General features: G+C 70.8%; 20 protein-coding genes. 13 read left to right on the top strand and 7 right to left on the bottom strand.

Annotation, left to right across the window (positions count from 1 at the left end; translation table 11 throughout):
- The first annotated feature begins 65 nt into the window (after positions 1-65).
- Positions 66-698, top strand: a complete 633-nt coding sequence (locus ALI22I_RS36860; protein WP_077010237.1) for a DUF3159 domain-containing protein — start codon at positions 66-68, stop codon at positions 696-698.
- Between the two features lie 198 nt (positions 699-896).
- Here ALI22I_RS36860 and ALI22I_RS36855 read toward each other — a convergent pair whose 3' ends face one another.
- Both ALI22I_RS36855 and ALI22I_RS36850 read right to left on the bottom strand, forming a co-directional pair.
- Positions 897-1,826: an N-acetylglucosamine kinase gene (locus ALI22I_RS36855; RefSeq protein ID WP_077010236.1), complete on the bottom strand. Its 930-nt coding sequence runs from the start codon at positions 1,824-1,826 to the stop codon at positions 897-899.
- Positions 1,827-1,961: 135 nt separating this feature from the next.
- The gene (locus ALI22I_RS36850; protein ID WP_077010235.1) at positions 1,962-5,291 is read right to left on the bottom strand and encodes a S8 family peptidase; all 3,330 of its coding nucleotides are present in this window, start codon (positions 5,289-5,291) and stop codon (positions 1,962-1,964) included.
- A 115-nt stretch (positions 5,292-5,406) separates the two neighbouring features.
- Here ALI22I_RS36850 and ALI22I_RS36845 point away from each other — a divergent pair, with 115 nt between their 5' ends.
- The 11 genes from ALI22I_RS36845 (at position 5,407) to ALI22I_RS36795 (ending at position 15,117) form a co-directional block, all read left to right on the top strand.
- The gene (locus ALI22I_RS36845) at positions 5,407-6,261 is read left to right on the top strand and encodes a fumarylacetoacetate hydrolase family protein (protein ID WP_077010234.1); all 855 of its coding nucleotides are present in this window, start codon (positions 5,407-5,409) and stop codon (positions 6,259-6,261) included.
- Entirely contained in the window at positions 6,261-7,610 is a 1,350-nt protein-coding gene (locus tag ALI22I_RS36840) for an enolase C-terminal domain-like protein (protein ID WP_077010233.1), read from the top strand. Before ALI22I_RS36845 ends, ALI22I_RS36840 begins: the two co-directional genes overlap by 1 nt.
- On the top strand, positions 7,607-8,359 hold the full coding sequence (locus ALI22I_RS36835; RefSeq protein WP_077010232.1) for an SDR family NAD(P)-dependent oxidoreductase: 753 nt from the start codon (positions 7,607-7,609) through the stop codon (positions 8,357-8,359). The genes ALI22I_RS36840 and ALI22I_RS36835 overlap by 4 nt, the downstream gene beginning before the upstream one ends.
- Positions 8,360-8,382: 23 nt before the next feature.
- A complete protein-coding gene (locus ALI22I_RS36830) occupies positions 8,383-9,417 on the top strand; it encodes a sugar ABC transporter substrate-binding protein (protein WP_077010231.1) in 1,035 nt (344 codons plus the stop codon).
- Positions 9,417-10,871: a sugar ABC transporter ATP-binding protein gene (locus ALI22I_RS36825; protein ID WP_077010230.1), complete on the top strand. Its 1,455-nt coding sequence runs from the start codon at positions 9,417-9,419 to the stop codon at positions 10,869-10,871. Before ALI22I_RS36830 ends, ALI22I_RS36825 begins: the two co-directional genes overlap by 1 nt.
- Positions 10,868-11,878, top strand: a complete 1,011-nt coding sequence (locus tag ALI22I_RS36820) for an ABC transporter permease (RefSeq protein ID WP_077010229.1) — start codon at positions 10,868-10,870, stop codon at positions 11,876-11,878. The genes ALI22I_RS36825 and ALI22I_RS36820 overlap by 4 nt, the downstream gene beginning before the upstream one ends.
- Positions 11,875-12,801: an aldo/keto reductase gene (locus tag ALI22I_RS36815; protein WP_077010228.1), complete on the top strand. Its 927-nt coding sequence runs from the start codon at positions 11,875-11,877 to the stop codon at positions 12,799-12,801. The genes ALI22I_RS36820 and ALI22I_RS36815 overlap by 4 nt, the downstream gene beginning before the upstream one ends.
- A complete protein-coding gene (locus tag ALI22I_RS55185; RefSeq protein ID WP_077010227.1) occupies positions 12,798-13,028 on the top strand; it encodes a hypothetical protein in 231 nt (76 codons plus the stop codon). The genes ALI22I_RS36815 and ALI22I_RS55185 overlap by 4 nt, the downstream gene beginning before the upstream one ends.
- The gene (locus ALI22I_RS55180) at positions 12,998-13,291 is read left to right on the top strand and encodes an amidohydrolase family protein (protein WP_077010226.1); all 294 of its coding nucleotides are present in this window, start codon (positions 12,998-13,000) and stop codon (positions 13,289-13,291) included. The genes ALI22I_RS55185 and ALI22I_RS55180 overlap by 31 nt, the downstream gene beginning before the upstream one ends.
- Before the next feature lie 92 nt (positions 13,292-13,383).
- Positions 13,384-13,965 (top strand): L-2-amino-thiazoline-4-carboxylic acid hydrolase, encoded by a 582-nt coding sequence (locus ALI22I_RS36800; protein ID WP_077010225.1) that lies wholly within the window; start codon positions 13,384-13,386, stop codon positions 13,963-13,965.
- Positions 13,966-13,989: 24 nt separating this feature from the next.
- Positions 13,990-15,117 (top strand): serine hydrolase domain-containing protein, encoded by a 1,128-nt coding sequence (locus ALI22I_RS36795; protein WP_077010224.1) that lies wholly within the window; start codon positions 13,990-13,992, stop codon positions 15,115-15,117.
- Positions 15,118-15,372: 255 nt separating this feature from the next.
- On the opposite strand, the gene ALI22I_RS36790 is transcribed toward ALI22I_RS36795, so the two are convergent.
- A complete protein-coding gene (locus ALI22I_RS36790; protein WP_077010223.1) occupies positions 15,373-16,047 on the bottom strand; it encodes a FadR/GntR family transcriptional regulator in 675 nt (224 codons plus the stop codon).
- Between the two features lie 191 nt (positions 16,048-16,238).
- Between ALI22I_RS36790 and nagA the strand changes: the two genes are divergently transcribed.
- A complete protein-coding gene (gene nagA / locus ALI22I_RS36785) occupies positions 16,239-17,438 on the top strand; it encodes an N-acetylglucosamine-6-phosphate deacetylase (RefSeq protein ID WP_077010222.1) in 1,200 nt (399 codons plus the stop codon).
- Positions 17,439-17,678: 240 nt separating this feature from the next.
- Here the strand turns inward: nagA and ALI22I_RS36780 are convergent, their stop codons facing one another.
- Genes ALI22I_RS36780 through ALI22I_RS36765 form a run of 4 tightly spaced genes read right to left on the bottom strand, consistent with a single transcriptional unit; the run spans position 17,679 to position 21,965 of the window.
- Positions 17,679-18,722: an SIS domain-containing protein gene (locus ALI22I_RS36780; RefSeq protein WP_077010221.1), complete on the bottom strand. Its 1,044-nt coding sequence runs from the start codon at positions 18,720-18,722 to the stop codon at positions 17,679-17,681.
- Between the two features lie 13 nt (positions 18,723-18,735).
- Positions 18,736-20,151 (bottom strand): glycoside hydrolase family 3 protein, encoded by a 1,416-nt coding sequence (locus tag ALI22I_RS36775; RefSeq protein ID WP_077010220.1) that lies wholly within the window; start codon positions 20,149-20,151, stop codon positions 18,736-18,738.
- Between the two features lie 6 nt (positions 20,152-20,157).
- Positions 20,158-20,979 carry a carbohydrate ABC transporter permease gene (locus ALI22I_RS36770; protein WP_077010219.1) on the bottom strand — a complete coding sequence of 274 codons (822 nt, stop codon included), beginning with the start codon at positions 20,977-20,979 and terminating at the stop codon, positions 20,158-20,160.
- Positions 20,976-21,965 carry a carbohydrate ABC transporter permease gene (locus ALI22I_RS36765; RefSeq protein WP_083752289.1) on the bottom strand — a complete coding sequence of 330 codons (990 nt, stop codon included), beginning with the start codon at positions 21,963-21,965 and terminating at the stop codon, positions 20,976-20,978. The genes ALI22I_RS36770 and ALI22I_RS36765 overlap by 4 nt, the downstream gene beginning before the upstream one ends.
- Positions 21,966-21,967: the final 2 nt, after the last annotated feature.

Genomic DNA, 21,967 nt, shown 5'->3' with positions numbered 1-21,967 from the left:
CGGCCGTCGGTGCTCCGAGACGGGTCCGTTACCTGAGTTAGGTTGGCCTAAGGCACCCTGGAGCCATGACCGACACGCGTCAGGAGTCGCTGGCCGCCCTGCTGGGCGGGCGGGGTGGGGCGTTGGACGCCTCGCTGCCGCCGTTGGCCTTCGTGTTGGGGTGGCTGCTGGGTGGGAACTCCATCGCCGCCGGTGCGATCGCCGCCATCGCGTGCGGTGTCGTCGTCGGCGTGGTGCGGGTCGTGCGGGGCGGCCGGCCGCGCGCGCTGCTCGTGTCCGTCGCGCTGGTGATGCTGGCGGCGTACATCGCGTTGCAGACCGGGCGCCCCGAGGACTTCTTCCTCGTGCAGATCTTCCTGAACGCCGCCTCGGCCCTCGTGTGGTCCGCCTCGATCGTCCTCCGCTGGCCCCTGCTAGGCGTAGTAGTCGGCCTGGTAACCGGCCAGAAGTTCCGCTGGCGCCGCGACCCCGACCTCCTGCGCGCCTACCGAATCGCCTCATGGCCCTGGGTAGGCCAATACGTCCTACGCGTAGTCCTATTCGGCGCCCTATGGCTAGCCGGCGAAGTAATCCTCCTGGGCATCATGCGAGTAGCCCTGACCTGGCCCCTCCAAGTCGCCTGCATCGCCATCAGCTGGTGGATCCTCCGCCGCACCCTCCCCACCGACCACCCCGGCCTACGCCACCCCCGCACCTAACCGCGTGTCCAACGTTCAGAACGCGCGTGTCCAACCTCCGGAATGCGCGTGTCCAACCTCCAGAACGCGCGAGTTGAACGTTCAGAACGCGTGCGTTCGACACTCGCGCCGGTCCGCTTCTGTTCTGAGCGTTCAACTCGGGGTACCTGAACGTTGGACACGCGCGTTCTGAACGTTGGACACGCGCGGGGGTGGGGGTTAGGTGGGGCGGGGGGCGGTTTCGCCTAGGAGGGTTACGGCTGCTAGCCAGGCTGCGCCGGCTGCGCCTTCGGTGGCTACGTGCACGGGGGCGGTGGTGCGGGTGGCTAGTTCGCGTTTTAGGCGTGCGCCCAGGGGGTGGGCGTGGATGAGGCTGCCCATTAGGACGATGGGGGATTGGTCGTGGGGTGGTCGTGTGCTCTCGGCCAGGTCGGCCAGGGCGTTTACGGCGGCGGTGATGATTCGGTCAGCTGATGGGGCGGTGGCGTGTGTGGTGACCAGGGGTGCGTAGGTCGCCAACTGGATCGGCGGGGCGTTGTTGGCGGCGGTGATCAGGCGTCGCCATTGGTCGCGGTGGGGTAGGGCGGGAATGCCCGCGTGGTTGAGGACGGCGATGGTGAGGGGGTCGAGGGTGTCCTGTTCTAGTGCGATCAGGGTTGCTCGGACGGCCTCGCGGCCCAGCCAGAACGCGGAACCCTCGTCGCCTAGGAGCCAGCCGTAGCCACCGGCGGTGGACACGAGTTCGTGGTTTTGGATTCTGGCGGCGATCGAGCCCGTGCCGGCCACCAGCACGGTGCCGTCGGGTGACGGGGAGCCGGTCGCGAACGCCGCCTCGCAGTCCGTGATCACCCGCATCGGGCACCGCAGGCCCGCGCCGGTCCACGCCGCCTCGAACAACGCCGCCACCGCCGGATCGGTCAGCTTGCTCGAACCGGCCATGCCGAGCACGCCCGACTCGACCTTCGCCGCGTCCAGCCCGTCCAACGCCGCCGTCAACGCCTGGCGGATGTGCGTGGCGGCCTGCGCCGGCGGGTGGGAGTTGGGGTTCGCGCCGCCCGCGACCCCGGCGCCCAGCCGGGTGCCGTCCAGGTCGAGCACCAACGCCCGGGTGCTCGTGCCGCCCGCGTCCAGACCCACCACGAAACCCATTCGCACGAGTATGCCCAGCACGCACCAGGTCCGGCACGCCCAACCGGGTTGTGCCGGACCTGGCTCTGCGTGATCAACCCCGTGATCAACCCCGTGGTCAACCCCGTGTGATCGATCTCGTGATCAACCCGAAGGTCAGCGCGGGGCGAGGACCTGGGCGCGGTCGCCGGACGCGTTGTGGTGGTGCAGCAGGAGCAGGCTGTCCGCCTTGTCCACCGCCAACGACTCCGGGTCGCGCCGCACCTCCAGCACCGCCCCCGACTCCGCCACGAACGACACCCCGCCGCCGAGCGCGAGCCCCGGCCGCAACGGGTCGAACGACATCGGCGTGTCGATCCGGTCCACGAACCCGTCCGTGTTCCCCGGCGCCGGGTACTGCCCGCACATCACCGCCGTGTAAGTGAGGCGCGCGCTGCCCGCCGCCGGATCGATCCCCAACGCGGTCAACGCCACCGGCAGCACCACCACGTTGCTGTCCATCACGTTCGTGTCCACGTCGCCGTACTGCCCGTTCAGCGGCTGCTCGTCGACGACCTGCTCATCGGCCACCCGCACGGTCCGCGCCAGCCACACGTCCGCCGTGACGCTGTCCGCCGTGTCGGTCGGCTTGACCGCCTGCACGGTGTAGTCGTGCGCGCCGTCGCCGGTGGTGTCGATGCGGATCTCCGGGCTGTTGGTGCTCCCCAGCGTCACCCAGTTGTGCCAGGTCACCACCCCGAACGCGAGCATCCCGTCGGCCGACGCCGCGCCCACGTACCGCAGGTCACCGCCCTTCGCCGACCCGTTCAACGCGCAGTCGACCTGCACCCCGTCCGTGCAGTCCGGCAACTCCGGGCTGCTGCCCTGCAACTCGAACCCGCTCAGCAGCGACCGGTACGCCTGATCACCCTCACCCTGGTCGAGCGCCCGCCCGCGCAACTCCACCGTGCCGTCACCCCGATCGACCGCCTCGACGTCCGCGACCGGCTTCGGCGCCGCGTACACCGGCACCCGCAGCGTGGCCCCGCCGGTCCGGACGAGCACCCGCCCGGACGCCTCGGCCAGGAACTGCCGGGCCACGTCCGCCTGCCGCTTCACCACCGTCGGATCGGCCACCTTCCGCAGCTCGTCGGGCGTGACGTGCAGCGTCACCCGCGCCGTCTTCGACCCGCCCGGAGGCATCAGGAGCACCGGCGGCGACACGTCGAACCGCGTGCCGGGCACGGTGGTCGCCGCCTGGTAGCTAAGCCCCGCCGTGCGCCACGCGGACGACTTGTTCACCACCTTCACCGTCTTCGTCACCGACATCGGCGCGGCGGCCTCGACCGGCCCGAACGTCACGCCGACCGTGCCCGGGTCGTCCTGCACCATGGCGAGCACGTCGACACCGACCGCGTCGAGCGCGTCCACCCGCCCCGCTCCGACCCGCATCGGGGCCTCGGGGATGCCGGTGGTGTGGTCGTCGCCGTCGGTCACCTCGCCGCCGGCGGTGTTCATCACGGCCGCCTTCACCTCTTCGACCGTCCACTCCGGGTGCGTCTCGCGGACCAGCGCGGCGATGCCGGCCACGTGCGGCGCGGACATCGACGTGCCGCCCATGCTCACCACCCCGACGCCGGTGCCGACGTCGGCGGACAGGATCGTGTCACCGGGCGCGGCCACGTCCGGCTTCGCGGCCGACGCGCCGCGCGCCCCGCGTGACGACGACGGCGTGATCGTGTCGGCGAGGTTCGGCGTGTTCGTCGGCACGGAGTTGCGCAGTGACCCGAGCATCCGCACCTGCAAAGTCCCGTCGGTCAACGCGGGCCGCACGGCCGAGGTCGCGGTGCCGGTGAACTGGAACACCGGGATGGTCGCGTTGCCCGCGATGCCGGCCTTGAAGTTGTCGCTGGTCGCGGTGAGCAGCACGCCTTCCGCACCCGCCGCCTCGGCGTTGTCGGTCCGACCGCCCGAGCCGCACTTGCGGGTCGTGTCGTCCTCGTCCCACTCCAGCCACACGAACTTGCCGTTCAGGTCCTCGGTGATCGGCGCGCAGCCGTCCAGGTTCGCCGGGTCGGACACCGGCACCACGGGCAGCGTCCGGTCCAGCGCCGGGTAGTCGGTGTAGCTCTTGCTGTACTGGCCGGACTGCGGCTCGCCGGCCACCTCGACACCGTCCAGGATCGCGAACGCGTCCCGCGTGTTGGCCACCGCCAACGCCTCCGGCGTGTTCGCGGGCGAGCCGCCGACGTCGTAGAAGTCGCCGCCGTTGCCCGCCGACGCGACCACCATCACGCCCTGCTCCACGACCTTGCGCACGAACAGGCTGTCCGGGTCGTCCTGGCCGCCGAAGTCGCTGCCCAGCGACAGGTTCACCACGTCGAGGTGGTCGCCGAAGTCGCCGTCGCCGTTCGGGTCGAGCGACCAGTCGAGGGCCTGGGCGACGAGTTCGGTCGACCCGGTGCAGCCGAACACCTTCAGCGCGTACAGCGACGCCTTCGGCGCGGTGCCGGGGCCGATCTTCATGCCGGCCAGCGCCTCCGGCGTCAACGCGCCGTAGTCGCCGGTGAACGTGGTGCCGTCGGCGTTCTCGCCGTACCCGGCGGCCGAGCCCGCGACGTGCGTGCCGTGGCTGTGGCAGTCCAGCGGGTTGGGGTCGGGCACCGGGGTGGCCTTCTCCGGCACGTACGCGTCGTAGTCGTCGCCCGCGAAGTCGTGACCGCCGACGACCTTCGCGGTCGGGGTCCACGGCGCGGTGCGGTCGACGGCGTCGTAGGCCTCGACGGTGCCGGGCCCGCCGAAGTCGGCGTGCGTGTAGTCGATGCCGGTGTCCACGATGCCGATGCGCAGGCCCTCGCCGTACCGCCCGGTGTCCCGCCACACCTGCGCGACCCGCGTCAGCTCCGCCGAACTCGCGTTCTGCACCACCTTCGGCACGGTCAGCCGCACGGCTTTGACCTCGGGCATCGTCGCCAGCTCGCGCAGGTTCCGCGCGTCGGCCGTGACGACCACACCGGGCACCGCGTTACGCGTCTTGGCGACTTCACGGGTGTCGGCGTCCTTGTCCCGCAACGCCTCCACCACCCGGTCGGCCTGCACGTCGGTGCGCTCCCGGGCCGCTCGCGCCGCCGCCGCCGGATCCCCCGCGCCACGCGCCTTCTCGTCGCCGTACACCTCGGCGGCCGAGGTCTCGGCCAGCTCGATGAACGCCGTGACCGGCCCGGAGGCGCGGGCCAGCGCGCCGGCCGTGCTTCGCAGAGGTCCCCGGCGGGGGGTCCCCTGTTCTTGATCCTGCCGGCCGGCACCGACGATTTCGCGCGTTGCGCCCGACCCTGTGGACAACTCCGGGCCGCCGATCCGCTCGGACGACCCGGTGCCCGCGTGGTCGGCGCGGTTGGGTGGCAGCGGTTCGGCCGCCTGCTCGGCGACGGCCGGTCTGCCGACGACGAGCAGGGCGAGCAGTGCGGCGGTGGTGGCGGACGCCCACACCGCACGGTGGAGTTTCATCGCAACCTTTCATAACGGGGATTCATCGGACCAATAACCGGGCAACCTCTAGACGGACCTCACGCAGGAGCGCTATACATCCGATCTATCGACCGGCTGCTGAGGAGGACCTGCCGTGCAGTTGCTGCGCCTGGGACCGTCGGGCTCCGAACGCCCCGCCGTCCGTGCCGAGGACGGCGTCACGTACGACCTGACCCCGGTGACCGACGACGTGACCGGCGCGTTCCTAGCCGCCGACGGCATCGCCCGCACGCGTGCCGCGCTCACCGCCGGCGAACTCCACCCGATCGTGGTTGACGACGTCCGGATCGGGCCGCCGATCGCGGGGGTCGGCAAGATCATCTGCATCGGTCTCAACTACCGCGACCACGCCGAGGAGACAGGCGCCCCGGTCCCGGCCGAGCCGGTGGTGTTCCTCAAGACCCCGGACACGATCGTGGGGCCGAACGACGAGGTCCTGGTGCCGCGCCGCTCGGTGAAGACCGACTGGGAGGTCGAGCTCGGCGTGGTCATCGGGCGCACCGCCCGGTACCTGGAGTCCACCGAGGAGGCCCTGACCTGCGTGGCGGGGTACACCCTGTCCCACGACGTCAGCGAGCGCGAGTTCCAGCTGGAGCGCGGCGGGCAGTGGGACAAGGGCAAGAACTGCGAGACGTTCAACCCGCTGGGCCCTTTCCTCGTGCCCGCCGACGAGGTCGACGACCCGCAGGCACTGGGTATGCGGCTGTGGGTCAACGGCGCGCCGCGGCAGGACTCCTCCACCAAGAACATGATCTTCCCGGTGGCCGAGCTGGTCCGCTACCTGAGCTGGTTCCTCGTCCTCCGACCGGGGGACGTCATCAACACCGGCACGCCCGCCGGCGTCGCGCTGGGCCAGCCGGAGCCGAAGCCGTACCTGCGGGCGGGCGACGTGGTGGAGCTGGAGATCGACGGACTCGGGCGGCAGCGGCAGACGTTCGGGCAGGCGTGATGACCGCGTCCCACGGCCCCGCGTCCCACGGCCCCACGCCCCCCGAAGCCCGGATCGTCGCGCTGGACGTGCTGGACATCCGGTTCCCGACCTCGCGTGAGCTGGACGGCTCGGACGCGATGAACCCCGACCCCGACTACTCCGCCGCCTACGTCGTGCTGCGCACGTCCGACGGGCCGGACGGGTACGGGTTGGCGTTCACCATCGGCCGCGGCAACGACGTGCAGGCCGCCGCGATCCGGTCGTTGGCGCACCACGTCGTCGGCCGGCCCGTTCCGGAGACCGCCGCCGACCTGGGCGCGCTGTACGCGGAGCTGGTCGGCGACTCGCAGTTGCGGTGGCTCGGCCCGGAGAAGGGCGTCGCGCACATGGCGCTGGGCGCGGTGGTCAACGCCGCGTGGGACCTGGCGTCCCGGCGCGCGAGCCTGCCGCTGTGGCGGTTCCTGTCGCGGATGACGCCGGAGGAGATCGTCGGCCTGGTCGACTTCCGGTACCTGTCCGACGCGCTCACCCCGGACGAGGCGCTGGAGATCCTGCGCCGCGCCGAACCCGGACGCGCCGAACGCGCCGAAATCCTGGTGCGGGACGGCTACCCGGCCTACACGACGTCACCGGGCTGGCTCGGCTACTCCGACGACAAGCTGGCGGGCCTGGCGCGGCAGGCGTTGGCCGACGGCTTCGACATGATCAAGCTGAAGGTCGGCGGCAGCCTGGACGACGACGTGCGCCGGATGAAGCTGGCCCGCGAGGTCGTCGGCCCCGGCGTGCGCATCGCGGTGGACGCCAACCAGCGGTGGGACGTGGACACGGCCATCGCGTGGATGCGCGAACTGGCCCCGTTCGACCCGTACTGGATCGAGGAGCCCACCTCGCCCGACGACGTGCTCGCGCACGGCGCGATCGCCAGGGCGTTGAGCCCGATCAAGGTCGCCACCGGTGAGCACGTGCAGAACCGGGTGATCTTCAAGCAGCTGCTCCAGGCCGGCGCGGTGGACGTGGTGCAGCTGGACGCGTGCCGGGTCGGCGGTGTCAACGAGAACGTGGCGATCCTGCTGCTGGCGGCCAAGTTCGGTGTCCCGGTGTGCCCGCACGCGGGCGGCGTCGGCCTGTGCGAGCTGGTCCGGCACCTGGCGATGGTCGATTTCGTCGCGGTGTCCGGCACGCTCGACGGCCGGGTCATCGAGTGGGTCGACCACCTGCACGAGCATTTCACCGACCCGGCCGTGGTGCGCGACGGCCGGTACCTCGCGCCCGCCGAGCCGGGTTTCTCGGCCCGGCTGCGCGACGAGACCCTGGTCGACTACCGGTACCCGGACGGTCCGGTGTGGACGGATTTGGAGGAGCGGTGAGCGAGTTCGAGGGCTTGGTCGCGGTGGTGACCGGTGGGGCGTCCGGTATCGGTCTGGCCACCGCGCGGCTGCTGGCCGCACGGGGTGCGACCGCGGTGGCGCTGGACCTGAACCCGCAGGTCGACCCGCCGCTGCACGGCATCGGGGTGGACGTCGCCGACGACGCGTCGGTGCGTGCCGCGATCGACGAGGTGGTCGAGCGGTTCGGCCGGCTCGACATCGTGGTGAACAACGCGGGTGTCGGCGCGCAGGGTGACGTGACCGCGAACCCGGACGACGAGTGGCACCGGGTGCTGGACGTGAACGTGGTCGGCATGGTCCGGGTCGCCCGCGCCGCGGTGCCGCACCTGCGGAAGTCGCCGTCGGCGGCGATCGTGAACACCGGCTCCATCGCGGCTTGGGCCGGTCTGCCGCAGCGCGCGCTGTACTCGGCGAGCAAGGGCGCGGTGCACGCATTGACGCTGGCCATGGCCGCGGACTACGTGCGCGAGGGCATCCGCGTGAACGCGGTGGCTCCTGGCACGGCGGACACCCCGTGGGTGGGCCGCCTGCTCGACTCGGCGCCTGACCCGGTCGCCGAGCGGGCCGCGTTGGAGGCCAGGCAGCCGCACGGCCGGCTGGTCTCGGCGGACGAGGTCGCGGGCGCCATCGCCTACCTGGCCGGTCCGCTCTCCGGTTCCACCGCCGGCACCGTCCTCGCGGTCGACGGCGGCATGTACGGGCTGCGCTTGCGCCCGACACAGTCTTAGAGATTTCGTAGAAACGAGGAACGATGAAGCGTCGCAGCATCCTCACCGCCGCGGTATGCCTAGCGCTCAGCACCACCGCCTGCGGTTCCGCGGGCACCACCGGGACCGGGGCTTCGGGCGTCGGCCCGATCGGCGTGGACTACCCGCGCGCCGACTCGGACTTCTGGAACTCCTACATCAAGTACACCCCGGAGAAGGCCAAGGCGCTGGGCATCAACCTGATGTCGCCCACCAACTCCCAGAACAAGGTCGAGAACCTGGTCGCCAACGCGCAGAGCCTGCAGAGCCAGGGCGCGAAGGCGATCGTGATGGCGCCGCAGGACACCGGCGCGATCACGTCCACCCTGGACCGGCTGGGCAAGGCGAAGATCCCGGTGATCACCGTGGACACCCGGCCGGACCGCGGCGGCGCCTACATGGTCGTGCGCGCGGACAACAAGGCGTACGGCGAGAAGGCGTGCAAGTTCCTCGGCGACAAGCTCGGCGGCAAGGGCAAGGTGGTCGAGTTCCAGGGCTCGCTGTCCTCGGTGAACGGCCGGGACCGGTCCGAGGCGTTCGCCGCGTGCATGAAGCGGGACTACCCGGGCATCACGGTGTTCGAGGAACCGACGGACTGGGAGGGCACGAAGGCCTCCGCCGCGTTGCAGACCCGGCTGACCCAGCACCCGGACATCAACGGCATCTACATGCAGGCCGGCGGCGTGTTCCTGGCGCCGACGCTGCAGGTGTTGCGGCAGAAGAACCTGCTGGTGCCGCCGACCGACCCGAAGCACGTGTTCATCGTGTCCAACGACGGCATCCCGCAGGAGCTGGAGGCGATCCGCAAGGGCGAGATCGACGCGACCGTGTCCCAGCCCGCCGACCTGTACGCGGAGTGGGCGCTGTTCTACGCCAAGGCCGCCGTGGAGGGCAAGACCTTCTCGCCGGGCAAGACCGATCACGGCAGCGAGATCGTGGACGTCGGCAACGGCCAGCTGGAGGACCAGCTGCCCGCGCCGCTGATCACCAAGGACAACGTCGACGACAAGGCCTTCTGGGGCAACCAGATCGGAGGGTGATGTTCGCGGTCGAGGCGGCGGGCGTCACGCAGCGGTTCGGCCGCACGGTGGCGTTGGACGACGTGGGCATCCGGGTGCGCGAGGGCGAGACGCACGCGCTGGTCGGCCGCAACGGCGCGGGCAAGTCGACGCTGGTGTCGGTGCTCACCGGGATGCGCGCGCCGGACGCGGGCGAGGTCACCTTCTTCGGTGAGGCCGCGCCGTCGATCGCGGACCGGGCGGCGTGGCGGGCGCGGGTGTCGTGCGTCTACCAGAAGTCGACGGTGGTGCCGGAGCTGTCGGTGGCGGAGAACCTGTTCCTCAACCGGCAGGGCGGCACGTTCGTGCGCTGGTCACGGCTGCGCCGGCGGGCGGTGGACCTGCTGGAGCAGTACGAGGTGTCGGTGCGGCCGGACGCGCGGGTGGCCGACCTGACCGTGGAGCAGCGGCAGCTGGTGGAGATCGCGCGGGCGCTGTCCACGGGCGCGCGGCTGATCATCCTCGACGAGCCGACCGCCCAGCTGGACGGGCCGGCCATCGAGCGGCTGTTCGAGCGGATGCGGTCGCTGCGGGACGCCGGGGTGGCGTTCCTGTTCATCTCGCACCACCTCCAGGAGGTCTACGAGGTGTGCCAGGCGGTGACGGTGTACCGGGACGCGCGGCACGTCGTCACCGCCCCGGTCGCCGAGATGTCCAAACCCCGGCTGATCGAGGCGATGACCGGCGAGCCGGGCGGGTTGGCCGTGCCCGGCGCGTCTGGTCGCGGCACGCCAGGGGGCGAGGTGCTGGCCGTGCGCGGGTTGTCCGGCGAGGCGTTCACCGACGTGTCGCTGACCGTGCGCGCGGGTGAGGTGGTCGGGTTCGCGGGCAGCGCGTCCAGCGGGAAGCACCAGCTCGCGGAGACCGTGTACGGGCTGCGCCGGGCGTCGGCCGGGTCGGTTTCCGTGCGGGGCGTGCGGGTGAAGGACGTGCCCAGCGCGCTGCGCGCCGGTATCGGGTGCGTGCCGCGTGACCGGCACCACCAGGGGCTGGTGCTCGACCTGAGCATCGCGGAGAACGCGCGGCTGAGCGTGCTGGACCGGGTGGTGCGGCGCAAGGCGCTGCACAGTGCGGGACGGGCCGCGATCGCGTCCTACGACATCAAGGCGGACGGTCCGGCGCAGCCGGTGTCCGATTTGTCCGGCGGCAACCAGCAGAAGGTCGTCATGGCGCGGGCGCTGGCCACGGACCCCGCGGTGTTGGTGCTGATCAACCCGACTGCCGGCGTGGACGTGAAGTCGAAGGAGTCGCTGCTCGGCGTGGTCGACACGCGGGCGCGTTCGGGGACGGCCGCCGTCGTCGTGTCCGATGAGCTGGACGACCTGCGGGTGTGCGACCGGGTGCTGGTGCTGTTCCACGGTCGGGTGGTGCGGGAATTCGGGCGCGGCTGGTCGGACCAGGAGCTGATCGCCGCCGTGGAAGGGATGAGCCGGTGACCACGACCGAAACCGAACCGGTGCCCCAGGCGTCGCCGCCGCGCCGGTTCTCGCTGGGCCGTTATCAGGACCTGGCTTTGGTGCCCGCGATCGTGGTGCTGCTGATCGTCGGCGCGATCGTCAGTCCGATCTTCCTCTCCGCCGACAACCTGATCGCCGTCGTGCAGCAGCAGAGCGAGCTGTCGCTGCTGGTGCTCGGGCAGGCGCTGATCCTCATCGTCGGCAAGATGGACCTGTCGCTGGAGTCGACCATCGGCATCGCGCCCGCGTTGGCGATCGCCCTGGTCATCCCGGCCGCGTCCAACGGGCTGGGGGTGGAGCTGGGCGCGTGGACGGCCATCCCGGTGTGCCTGCTGGTGGGCGCGGCGATCGGCGGGTTCAACGGGTTCCTGATCCTCAAGCTCGGCCTGTCCGGGTTCATGGTGACGCTCGGGATGCTCACCATGCTGCGCGGCCTGCAGGAGGCGCTGACCAAGGGGCAGACGCTGTTCGACGTGCCCGAATCGTTCCTGTACCTGGGCGCGGCGACGTGGCTGGGGCTGCCGGCGGCGGTGTGGATCTGCGTGCTGCTGTTCGCTCTCGGCATCTTCGCGTTGAGCTACCTGCGGCAGGGGCGCGCGCTGTACGCGGTGGGCGGCAACAAGGAGGCCGCACGTGCCGCCGGTATCCGGGTGGACCGGGTGGTGTGGGTCGTGCTGATCCTCGGCGGGCTGCTGGCGGCGGTGGCGGGCATCCTGATGACCGGGCGGTTGGGCACGGTGGCCGTCACCCAGGGCTCGGGGATGATCTTCAAGGTGTTCGCGGCGGCGGTGATCGGCGGCATCTCGTTGCAGGGCGGGCGGGGCACGTTGTTCGGCGCGCTGTCCGGTGTGCTGATGCTCGGGTTGGTGGAGAACATCCTGCGGTTGCTCAGCGTCAGCGGGTTCTACATCAACGCGTCGTACGGCGCGGTGATCATCGTCGCGCTGATCGTGACCCGGTTCGCCACGGGGAAGGTGCAGGAGTGATCCCGCTGTCGCGGCTGGGGTTCGGCGGCGCGCCGATCGGCAACCTGTACGCGGAGGTGTCCGATTCGGACGCTGTCGGTGCGCTGGAAGCCGCGTGGGACGCCGGAGTCCGGTACTTCGACACCGCGCCGCACTACGGGCTCGGGTTGTCGGAGCGGCGGATCGGTTCGTTCCTCGCTTCCCGGCCGCGTGACTCGTTCGTGGTGTCCACGAAGGTCGGCCGGGTGTTGGAGCCGTGCTCTTCCGGCGGTGACGACTTGGCGAACGGGTTCGCCGTGCCGGCTCGGGCCAGGCGCCGTTGGGACTTCAGCGCTGACGGCGTGCGGCGGTCGTTGGAGTCCTCTTTGGACCGGCTGGGGTTGGACCGGGTCGACGTGGCGTACGTGCACGATCCGGACTCGCATTTCGAGCAGGCTGTCTCGGAGGCGATACCCGCGTTGGTGTCGTTGCGGGCGGAGGGGTTGGTCGGGGCGGTCGGTATCGGCATGAACCAGTGGGAGATGCCCGCGCGGTTCGTGCGCGAGACCGACGTGGACGTGGTGCTGCTGGCCGGGCGGTACACGGTGCTGGAGCAGACCGGGGCTTCGCTGTTGGAGTTGTGCGCTTCGCGCGGGGTGTCGGTGGTGGCGGCCGGGGTGTTCAACTCCGGGTTGCTGGCCCGGCCCGAGGTCGGTTCCACGTACGACTACCAGGCCGCACCTGCGGCTTTGGTGGAACGGGCCCGGCGGATCGCTTCGGTGTGCACGCGGCACGGCGTGACGTTGCCGCAGGCGGCGGTGCAGTTCCCGTTCCGGCACCCGGCGGTGGCATCGGTGCTGGTGGGCGTGCGGACGGCGGCCGAGATGCGGGCCAACGCGTCGGCCCTGTCCGCTTCCGTGCCGGACGCGTTGTGGGAGGACCTGCGGGCGGAAGGGCTGCTGTGATCGTCGACGCGCACCACCACGTGTGGGACCTGGCCGTGCGGGATCAGGACTGGATCACCGACCCGCCGATGGGTGCGATCCGGCGTGACTTCTCGGTCGCGGACCTGGCGGCGGCAACCGACCCGTTGGCCGATTCCGTAGTGCGGACGGTGCTGGTGCAGACCGTTCCGGTGACTTCGGAACGTGGGCCGAGGGCGTGCGATCGTCGGCGGCCCACGAGAACGTGACGTGCAAGGTGTCCGGCCTGGTCACCGGGGCGGACTGGCAGCGGTGGACGGTGTCCGACCTGCGCCCGTACTTCGAGGTCGTACTGGACGCGTTCGGCCCGTCACGGCTGATGTTCGGCTCCGACTGGCCGGTATGCCTACTAGCCGCGTCGTACGCCGACGTCTTGGGGGCCGCGCGGGAGTTGACGGACTCGTGGTCCGCGTCGGAGCGGGAGAAGATCTTTTCCGGCACGGCGGCTCGGGTGTACGGTTTGGCGCTGTAAGAGCAAACCCTGGTCAGCGCCAGGTTGGTGGTTGGAGCGTGCTGGCCGTCCCGCGCATGCGCGGGTACGGACACCGTGAGGAACAACCACACATGAACGAACAGCTCATCTCCCTTTTTCGCGAGCACATCGCGTCTTCCGCCCCGTTGGACGAGATCGACGCGGCGGCCGCCCGGATCGCCGCCGCCGTCGGGGGCTCCAGCCCGCACCTCGCGTTGACCGCGTCGGTGGCGGGTGCCTACCAGGTGCTGCTGCGGCGTCTGCCCCGGGCGGAGGCTTTGTCGGTGGTGGCCAGGGCGTTCCACGAGCCCATCCGGCCGTACGTGCACGACGGCACTCGCGCCGCGTTGGACGCCGCCGACGACCCGTTCGCGGTGATCACCGGTTTCTCGAAGGACCGCGAGGAGAACTACTTCGGCGACGACTTCTCGTTCTCGCGGGTCGAGGACTCGTCGCGGTACCTCGTCGACGTGCGCCGATGCTTCTACGTGCGGGTGTTGGACGTGGCGGGCGTGCCCGAGCTGGGCACCGTGTTCTGCGAGTTCGACGCGGCGTGGATCAGCGCGATCGACCGCGACCGGCACGGCGTGGACTTCCAGCGGCCGACGACGATCGCGCGCGGCGGGGCCACGTGCCCGTTCCACTTCCGCAGGGTGACCCCCGAGTCACCCTGAGTCGGAGTTCAGGGTGCTGCCCGGATGATCTTCATCGGTCCGGGCAGCACCCTTCTCGGCATGAAGAAGTTCCTGTTGGTCCCCTTGATCGCCGCGTTGGCGTTCACCGCCGTGCCCGCCCATGCGGACACTGTGCCGTCTCTCGACCGTGACGCGTTGCGTACGGCGCTGACGTCGTTGGACCACGACGAGGTCAGCGGCGCGTTGGCGCGCGTGTCCGGCACGGCGGGGTCATGGCGTGGGTCCGGTGGGGTGGCGCGGATCGGTACTTCGCAGCCCGTGGACCCCAACGGCCGGTTCCGGATCGGCAGCATCACCAAGCTGTTCACCTCGACCGCCGCGCTGAAGCTCGCCGGCGACGGTGTCCTCGACCTCGACCAGACCGTGCAGCACTACCTGCCGGACCTGCTGACCCCCGACTTCAAGCCGATCACCGTGCGGCAGCTGCTCAACCACACGCACGGCATCGCCGGACACACGTTGCCGCACAAGGACCCCGCGTGGTTCCTCGCGCACCGATACGACACCTGGAACCCCCTTGACCTGGTGCGCTCGGGCGTGGCGCAGGGCCCGCGGTTCGATCCCGGCACGCGCCAGGAGTACGGCAACGCGGGATACCACGTGGCCGGCCTGGTAATCGAGAAAGTGACCGGGAAGCCTTACGCAGACACGATCCGCTCGCACATCATCCGGCCCCTGGCCCTCCACGACACCTACCTCCCCGGCACCGACCCCCGCATCAAGGGCCCGCACGCGCACGGCTACGAGCAGACCGCGTCGGGCTACGTGGACGTGTCCGAGGCCAACCCGACCCTGCAGTGGGCAGCAGCCGAAATGATCTCCAACGCTCCCGACCTCGACAAATTCCTGTCCGCCCTGCTGCGCGGCAACTTCCTGACTCCCACCCAGCGCACCGAACTCCTGACCGTCCCCTCCGCACCGAACGCCACCCACGCCCTGGGCATCACCCGCCTCCCCCTGGCCGCCGACCTCGTCGTCTGGGGCAAAAGCGGCGACCGCCCCGGCTACAACAGCGGCGTAGCCGGCACCCTCAACGGCTCCCGCACCCTCGTCTACTCCGTCAACACCCTCCACATGGGCGGCACCCAACCCACAACCGCCACCAAAATCATCACCGCCGCCTTCTCCTAACCCCCCACCCCCGAGAGCCGAACCCCCAGACCCCGTGAGTCCTACGTTCAGAACGCGCGTGTCCAACGTTCAGAACACCCGAGTTGAACGCTCAGAACGCGCGCGGGTCGCGCACTCGGGTGCCGTGGGCAGGCCGCTCAGGGCAGTTGTCCACAGGCAGCGCGCGAACGCCGTGGATTGTCAGACCGTTGTGGCAGGGTAAAAGCAGGGGTCCCCTTGGCGGGGACCCCTGCGGAGCGTGGGAAGCGTGCTGGGTCAGGCGAGGTCGGACAGCCACTGCTCGACGCCGGCCACGTGCACCGTGGACCAGGAGCGGGCCAGTTCGGGTTGGTGGGCGGCCAGGGCGTCGACGATGGCGCGGTGTTCGGCGACGGTCCGGTCCACCGCGCCGCCCTGGGTGATGCCGCGCCAGATGCGGACCCGGACGGTCGGGCCGGCGAGGGTGTCCAACAGTTGGGCCAGGTAGGCGTTGCCCGAACCCTGGGCGACGGCGCGGTGGAATTCCAGGTCGTGCTCGACCAACTCCTCCACCGACCGGGCGGACTCGGCGGCGTCGCACAGGGCACGCAACGAGGCGATCTCCTCGGGCCCGACCCGCTGTGCCGCCATCGCCGCGGCGGCCGGTTCGAGGATTCGCCGCACTTGCAGGACCTCCAGCACGGAGTCCTCACCGCGGTGCAGGTCGAGCACGAACGACAGCGCGCCGAGCAGGTCGTCGGCACGCAGGCTGGACACGTACGTGCCGTCACCCTGCCGCACGTCCAACACCCTGACCAGCGACAACGCCTTGACCGCCTCACGCAGGGAGTTCCGCGACAGCCCCAGTCGCTCGGCGAGATCCGCCTCGCGCGGCAGCCGGTCGCCCGGCTTCAGCTCGCCGGAGACGATCATATCCTTGACGCGCAGGATGGCGTCGTCGGTAACGGCCACGGCGGTCCTCGACTCGTCAGCTAGACCTCGGATGTCTGGCGCCAAGTATGGGCCACGACGGAGCGCCGCGCGGCGGAACCACCGCGCGGAGAAGCATTCACCTTAGACCATCCTATTCGGTTATCTTATAACCAGACGTGACGGCGTCCGCCACTTGCCGCCATAATGGTCTGGACCATTGAGGAGGGACCTTGGACACGGTTGTCGCAGCTCCGCGAGCACTGCTCGGTCGCACCATCACCGGTCCCGTCAGCCTGAGGTTCAGGGCGGGCCGGATCGTGGACGTCGTCGCGGGCTCACCGCCCGACGGCGCCGAGGTGCTGACCGACGGCCTGCTCACCCCGGGCCTGGTGGACGTGCAGGTGAACGGGGCGGTCGGGGTCGACTTCGCCGAGGTCGACCCCGAAGGCATGGCGGCGGTGGCCCGAGCGCTCCCGCGGACGGGCGTGACCCGTTTCCTGCCGACCCTGATCACCGCACCGGTGCCGGTCGCCGTGCGCCAGGCGCACGCCGTGCTGGCCGCGGCGGCGACCCTGCCGCGGCACGCGGGCGCCAAGCCGCTCGGCGTGCACCTGGAGGGGCCGTTCCTGTCGCCGAAACGCGCGGGCGTGCACGATCCGGCGCTGATGGTGGCGCCGGGCCCGGCCGAGATCGACATGCTCCTGCACGACGAGGTGCTGCGCCACGCCCTGCGCATGGTGACGTTGGCCCCTGAGCAGCCGGGCGGTCTGGAGGCCGTGCGCAGGCTGGCGGCGGCGGGCGTGCTGGTGGCCGTGGGCCACAGTGACGCCACGGGCGAGCAGACCAGGGCCGCCGCCGACGCGGGCGCCCGCATGGTGACGCATTTGTTCAACGCCCAACGCCCGCTCGGACACCGTGAACCGGGTGTGCCCGGCGTGGCGCTGGTGGACGACAGGTTCACGTTGGGCCTGATCGCAGACCTGGCGCACGTCGGCCCGGACGTCTGCCGGCTCGTGTTCAACGCCGCCGGCGACCGGGTGGCGCTGGTCACGGACGCCGTGGCCGCCGCGGGCATGCCGCCCGGCCGCTACCAGCTCGGCGGCGCGGACGTGCTGCTCACCGAGGACGGCGTGCCGCGTTCGCCCGAGGGCACGATCGCCGGCAGCGCGCTCACCCTGGACCGGGCCGTGCGCAACATCGTGTCGGTGGGCGTGGACCTGGCGGACGCGTTGACGTCCGCGACCACCGTCCCGGCCGACGCGATCGGCGAGCCCACGCTGGGCCGCCTGGAGTCCGGCGCCGTGGCCGACCTGGTCTGGTGGGACGACGACCTCCGTCCGCGCAAGGTGTGGGTCGACGGCGAGGTCGTGTTCGACAGCACGGCGGCGTACCAGAACGCACCGGTCGGCCTGGCCGCAGCCGGTCAGTAGCCGCACAACCACAACGCGAGAGACCCGAGGGTGTTCCCTCGGGCCTCTCGCGTGTGCGCTGGACCAGTCCTGAGCGTTGAACTCAGGGGTCCTGAACGTAGGACTCTCGCGACTTGAACGTACGACTCTCGCGTTCTGAGCGTTCGACTCTCGCGTCCCGAACGTAGGACACGCGTGTTCTGAAGGTTGGACACGCGTGTTCTGGGGGTTGGACACGCGGGGGTGTGGGGAGGTGGGGGGTTAGCGGGTGCGGGTTACTTTGTTTAGGCCGCGGGGGTTGTCAGGGTCGCCGCCGCGGGCCAGGGCCAGGCCGTGGGCCAGGCGTTGGACGGGGAGGATTTCGAGGATGGGGGCGACTTCCTCGGCGGTTTCGGTGACCGGGATGCGCAGGGCGGCGGAGACCTTGTCGGAGGCGGAACCTACGGCTAGGACGTCGGCGCCGCGGCCGTGGACGGCGTCGAGGACGTCGTGCATGGCGTGACCGCCCTTGCCGCTGCTCGTCACGGCCAGGACGGCGGTCTCGGCGTCGACCGCGGCCACGGGGCCGTGAAGGAGGTCGGCGCCGCTGTACGCCCGCGCCGCCAGGTACGACGTCTCGGCCAGCTTCAGCGCCGACTCCAGCGCCGTCGGCAGCGAGTACCCGCGCCCGGTCGTCAGCACCCGGTCCACGAACCGGTACCGCTGCACCGCCTCGGCCACCGCGTCCGCCGACAGGTCCAGCGTCGACTGCGCCAGGTCACCCAGACCCGAGGCGGCCGAACCGTCGCCACCGCGGATCGCGTCCACCAGCAGGTACAACGCCAGCAACGTCGCCGAGTACGTCTTGGTCGCCGCCACGGCCTGCTCGACACCCGCGCCGACGTCCACCGACAGCTCCGCGGCCCCGTTCAACGGCGACGACGCCGTGTTCGTCACCGCCACCGTCAACGCCCCGCGCGCCCGCGCCGACTCCGTCACCTCCAGCAGGTCCGGCGACCCACCCGACTGCGACACCGACACCACGAGCACGTCACGCAGGTCCGGCTGAGCCCCGTACAGCGTGGTCGTGGACGGCGACACCAGCCCGGCGGGCAGTTCCAGCAGCACCTCGGTCAGGTATTTCGCGTACAAAGCGGCGTGGTCGCTGGACCCGCGCGCCGCCAACAGCACGAAACGCGGCCGGCGCGCGGCGATCGCCGAAGCGACCGCCGCGATCTCGGCCCGCCGCGCGAGGAGGTCGGCGAAGATCCCGGGCTGCTGGCCGATCTCGGCCGCCATGTGCCTGCCGGGCTGGTGGTCGGTCATCGCAATCCCCTACTCAGATGCCGGCGGCGATGCGCTCTGCCGCGGCTCGAAGGCATACCCGTGAGCCGCCGTGGGTGTCGACGCGGGCGGCGGTGCCCAGGTCCGGTCCGGGCACGCCCGTCTCGACGTGGACAAGGTCTAGACCAATACTAACGAGCGACGACACCAGTTCGCGAGTCCAAGCATGGCGGTGTGCCTCACGTGTCACCACCACGACAGTGCGTCCGGAAGCCGACGAAGCGATGTCGGAAGCCGACCTGGAAGACACCACCGAGGTGCCCGGCAGCAGCTCCACCAGGTACGGCCCGAGCCCCCACGGCACGTCGCCGACCGCGATCGACGGCTCCACCGCGAGATCCACGACCACCGGCGGCCCGGACAGCGTCAGCGACCCCCGCACCTCCAGCGCCTCACGAGCCGCACGCAGCCCCAGCTCCGGATCGTGCCCGTCCACCGAAGTGGGAGGCGTGCCCAGGGCGGACGTCCGCCGTGCCGCCTCCTCCAGCCGCGCCACCGGCAGCTCGCCCGACTCCACGGCGGCCACGATGCTGTCGATCAGCCACTGCAGCCCGTCGTCGTCCAACGGCTCACCACCCAGGCACAACGCGTCCACACCGGCCACCAACGCCCGCACGGACCCCTGCGCGAGATCCCCGCCGACGGCCTTCATATCGAGCCCGTCGGTGATGACCGCCCCGGTGAACCCCAACTCCTCGCGCAGCACCCGAACCGCAAGCGGGTTCAACGTGGCCGGCGCGGAACCCCACTCCGGCACCACGAGGTGCCCGGTCATGATCGACCGCACCCCCGCCCGCACGGCGGAACGGAACGGCACGAACTCGACCGCCGTCAACTCCGCCACCGACCGCGGCAACACCGGCAGCGCCGCATGGGAGTCCACAGTGGACGCACCGTGCCCGGGGAAGTGCTTGGCACAAGCCGCAACCCCCACCGCCTGCATCCCCTCCACGAACGCCGCCACGTGCGCGCCCGCCGCCACCGGGTCCGACCCGAAGGACCGCACCCCGATCACCGGGTCGTCCAACGTCAGCACCAGGTCCGCCGACGGCGCCAGGTTCAGGCTCACCCCGCACGCCGCCAGCCGCGACCCGATCGACGCCGCCACCGACCGCGTCAACGCCAGGTCGTCCGCCGCGCCCAACGCGTGGTTGCCCGGCACCTCCGACCCGTGACCGGCGTCGAGCCGGGTGACGTCGCCACCCTCCTCGTCGATCCCGATCACGACATCCGCCCGCACACCCCGCAACTGCACGTTCAACGCCGTGACCTGGGCATCATCAACGACATTGCGCCCGAACAGCACGACACCGCCGAGCCCGTCGGCCACCCGCTTCAACAGCCAGTCCGGCGCCGTGGTCCCGTGGAACCCCGGCAGCAGCACACCCGACGCGAGCCGGTGCAACGACATGCCGCCCTACCCCTTCACCGCACCGGCGGTGACACCGGTGACCATCTTGCGCTGCACGATCAGGAAGAACACCAGCACCGGCAGGGTGAACAGCGCCGAAGCGGCCATCGCGCCACCCCAGTCGGTGCCGAAGTTGGTCTGGAACCCCGACAGCCACACCGGCAGGGTCTCCTTGGTCTGGTCCTTCATCAGCGACAACGCGAACAGGAACTCGTTCCACGCGGTCACGAACGCGAACACCGACGTGGCCACCAGGCCGGGCCCGAGCAGCGGCAGCGTGACCCGCCGGAACGCGCCCCACCGCCCGCAGCCGTCCACCATCGCCGCCTCCTCCAACTCCAGCGGGATGCCGTTGACGAACCCGCGCAGCGTCCACGCGCAGAACGGCAGCGTCACCGCGAAGTAGATCAGCGCCAACGCGGGCAGCCGGTCCAGCAGGTCCAGGTCGCGCATCATCAGGAACATCGGGATCAGCAGCGCCTCGAACGGCGCCATCTGCGCCACCAGCATCAGCATCACGAAGCTCTTGCGCCCCCGGAACCGCATCCGGGACAACGCCACCGCCGCCAGCAGACCCACCACGATCGCGGCGAGCACCGCGCCCAACGCCACCATCAGGCTGTTGCCCAGCGCGCTGAGGAACCCCGGCTTCGCCCACGCGGTGGCGAAGTTCGAGCCGGTCACCGAGAACGGCACCAGGTCGTAGCCGGTGGACAGCAGGTCCTTGCGCGGCTTCAACGCGGTCGAGACCATCCAGTAGGTCGGGAACGCGAAGAACAACGCCACGACCAGCGCGACCACGTTCGCGGAGATCTTTTTCGCGATCACAGCTCGCCCTCCTGGGACCGGACCAGCCTGCGCAGGTACTGGAACGTCAGCAGCGCCAGCAGCGCCACCATCACCACCGAAACGGCGGCAGCCACCCCGAAGTGGCTCTTCGAAATGCCCTCCAGGTACTGGTACACGGCCAGCGTGGTGCTGCCGCCGTCCGGGCCCCCCTTCTTCATCGCCCAGATCTGGGCGAAGACCTTGAAGTCCCACAGCAGCGACAGGAACGTCACCATCAGCAGCAGCGGCCGCAGCTCCGGCCACGTCACCGCGCGGAACGTCTGCCACCCCGACGCGCCGTCGATGCCGGCGGCCTCGTACTGGTCCTTCGGAATCCCGATCGCGCCCGCGTACAGCGAGAACGCCAGGAACGGGACGGCCTGCCACACGATCAGCAGCCCGATCACGGCCAGCGTCGACGTGCCGGTGGAGAACCACGAGTACCCGGTGAACGAGTCGAACCCGATCTTCACCAGCGTCTTGTTGAGGATGCCGTACTGCTGGTCGAAGATCCACTGGTAGACCGTGGTCGCCGCGAGCAGCGGCATCGCCCACGCCAGCAGCATCGCGACCTGGAGCACGATCCGGACGAACGGGCTGATCTGCCGCATCAGCAACGCGATCAGCAGGCCCGCGAGCACCGACACGGCCACCACGAGCGCGGTGAACACCACCGTGCGCGCCGCGATGCCCCAGAACGCCGGGTCGCCCAGGATCTCGACGTAGTTGTCCAGACCGGTCCACACGACCTCGCCGCGGGTCAGCTCGCGCAGGTTCAGCTTGCGGAAGCTGGTCACCACGACCGAGAGAACGGGCCAACCGATCATCCAGAGGATGGCCACCACGGCGGGGGCCAGCAGCAGGTAGGGCAGCGCCCGGTCGAAGGCGCCGGCCCGACGGCGCGGCGCGCCGTCCGGTGCGGCACGCCGCGGCGCCGACGAGGAGTTCGTCGGCACCGCGGCGTCGGTCGTGTGCACGGCCGTCATCC

This window comes from Saccharothrix sp. ALI-22-I (assembly GCF_001984175.1).
Lineage (GTDB): Bacteria > Actinomycetota > Actinomycetes > Mycobacteriales > Pseudonocardiaceae > Actinosynnema.
The sequence above is the reverse complement of the archived record's forward strand: the minus strand, read 5'-3'. Positions and strand labels throughout refer to the sequence as shown.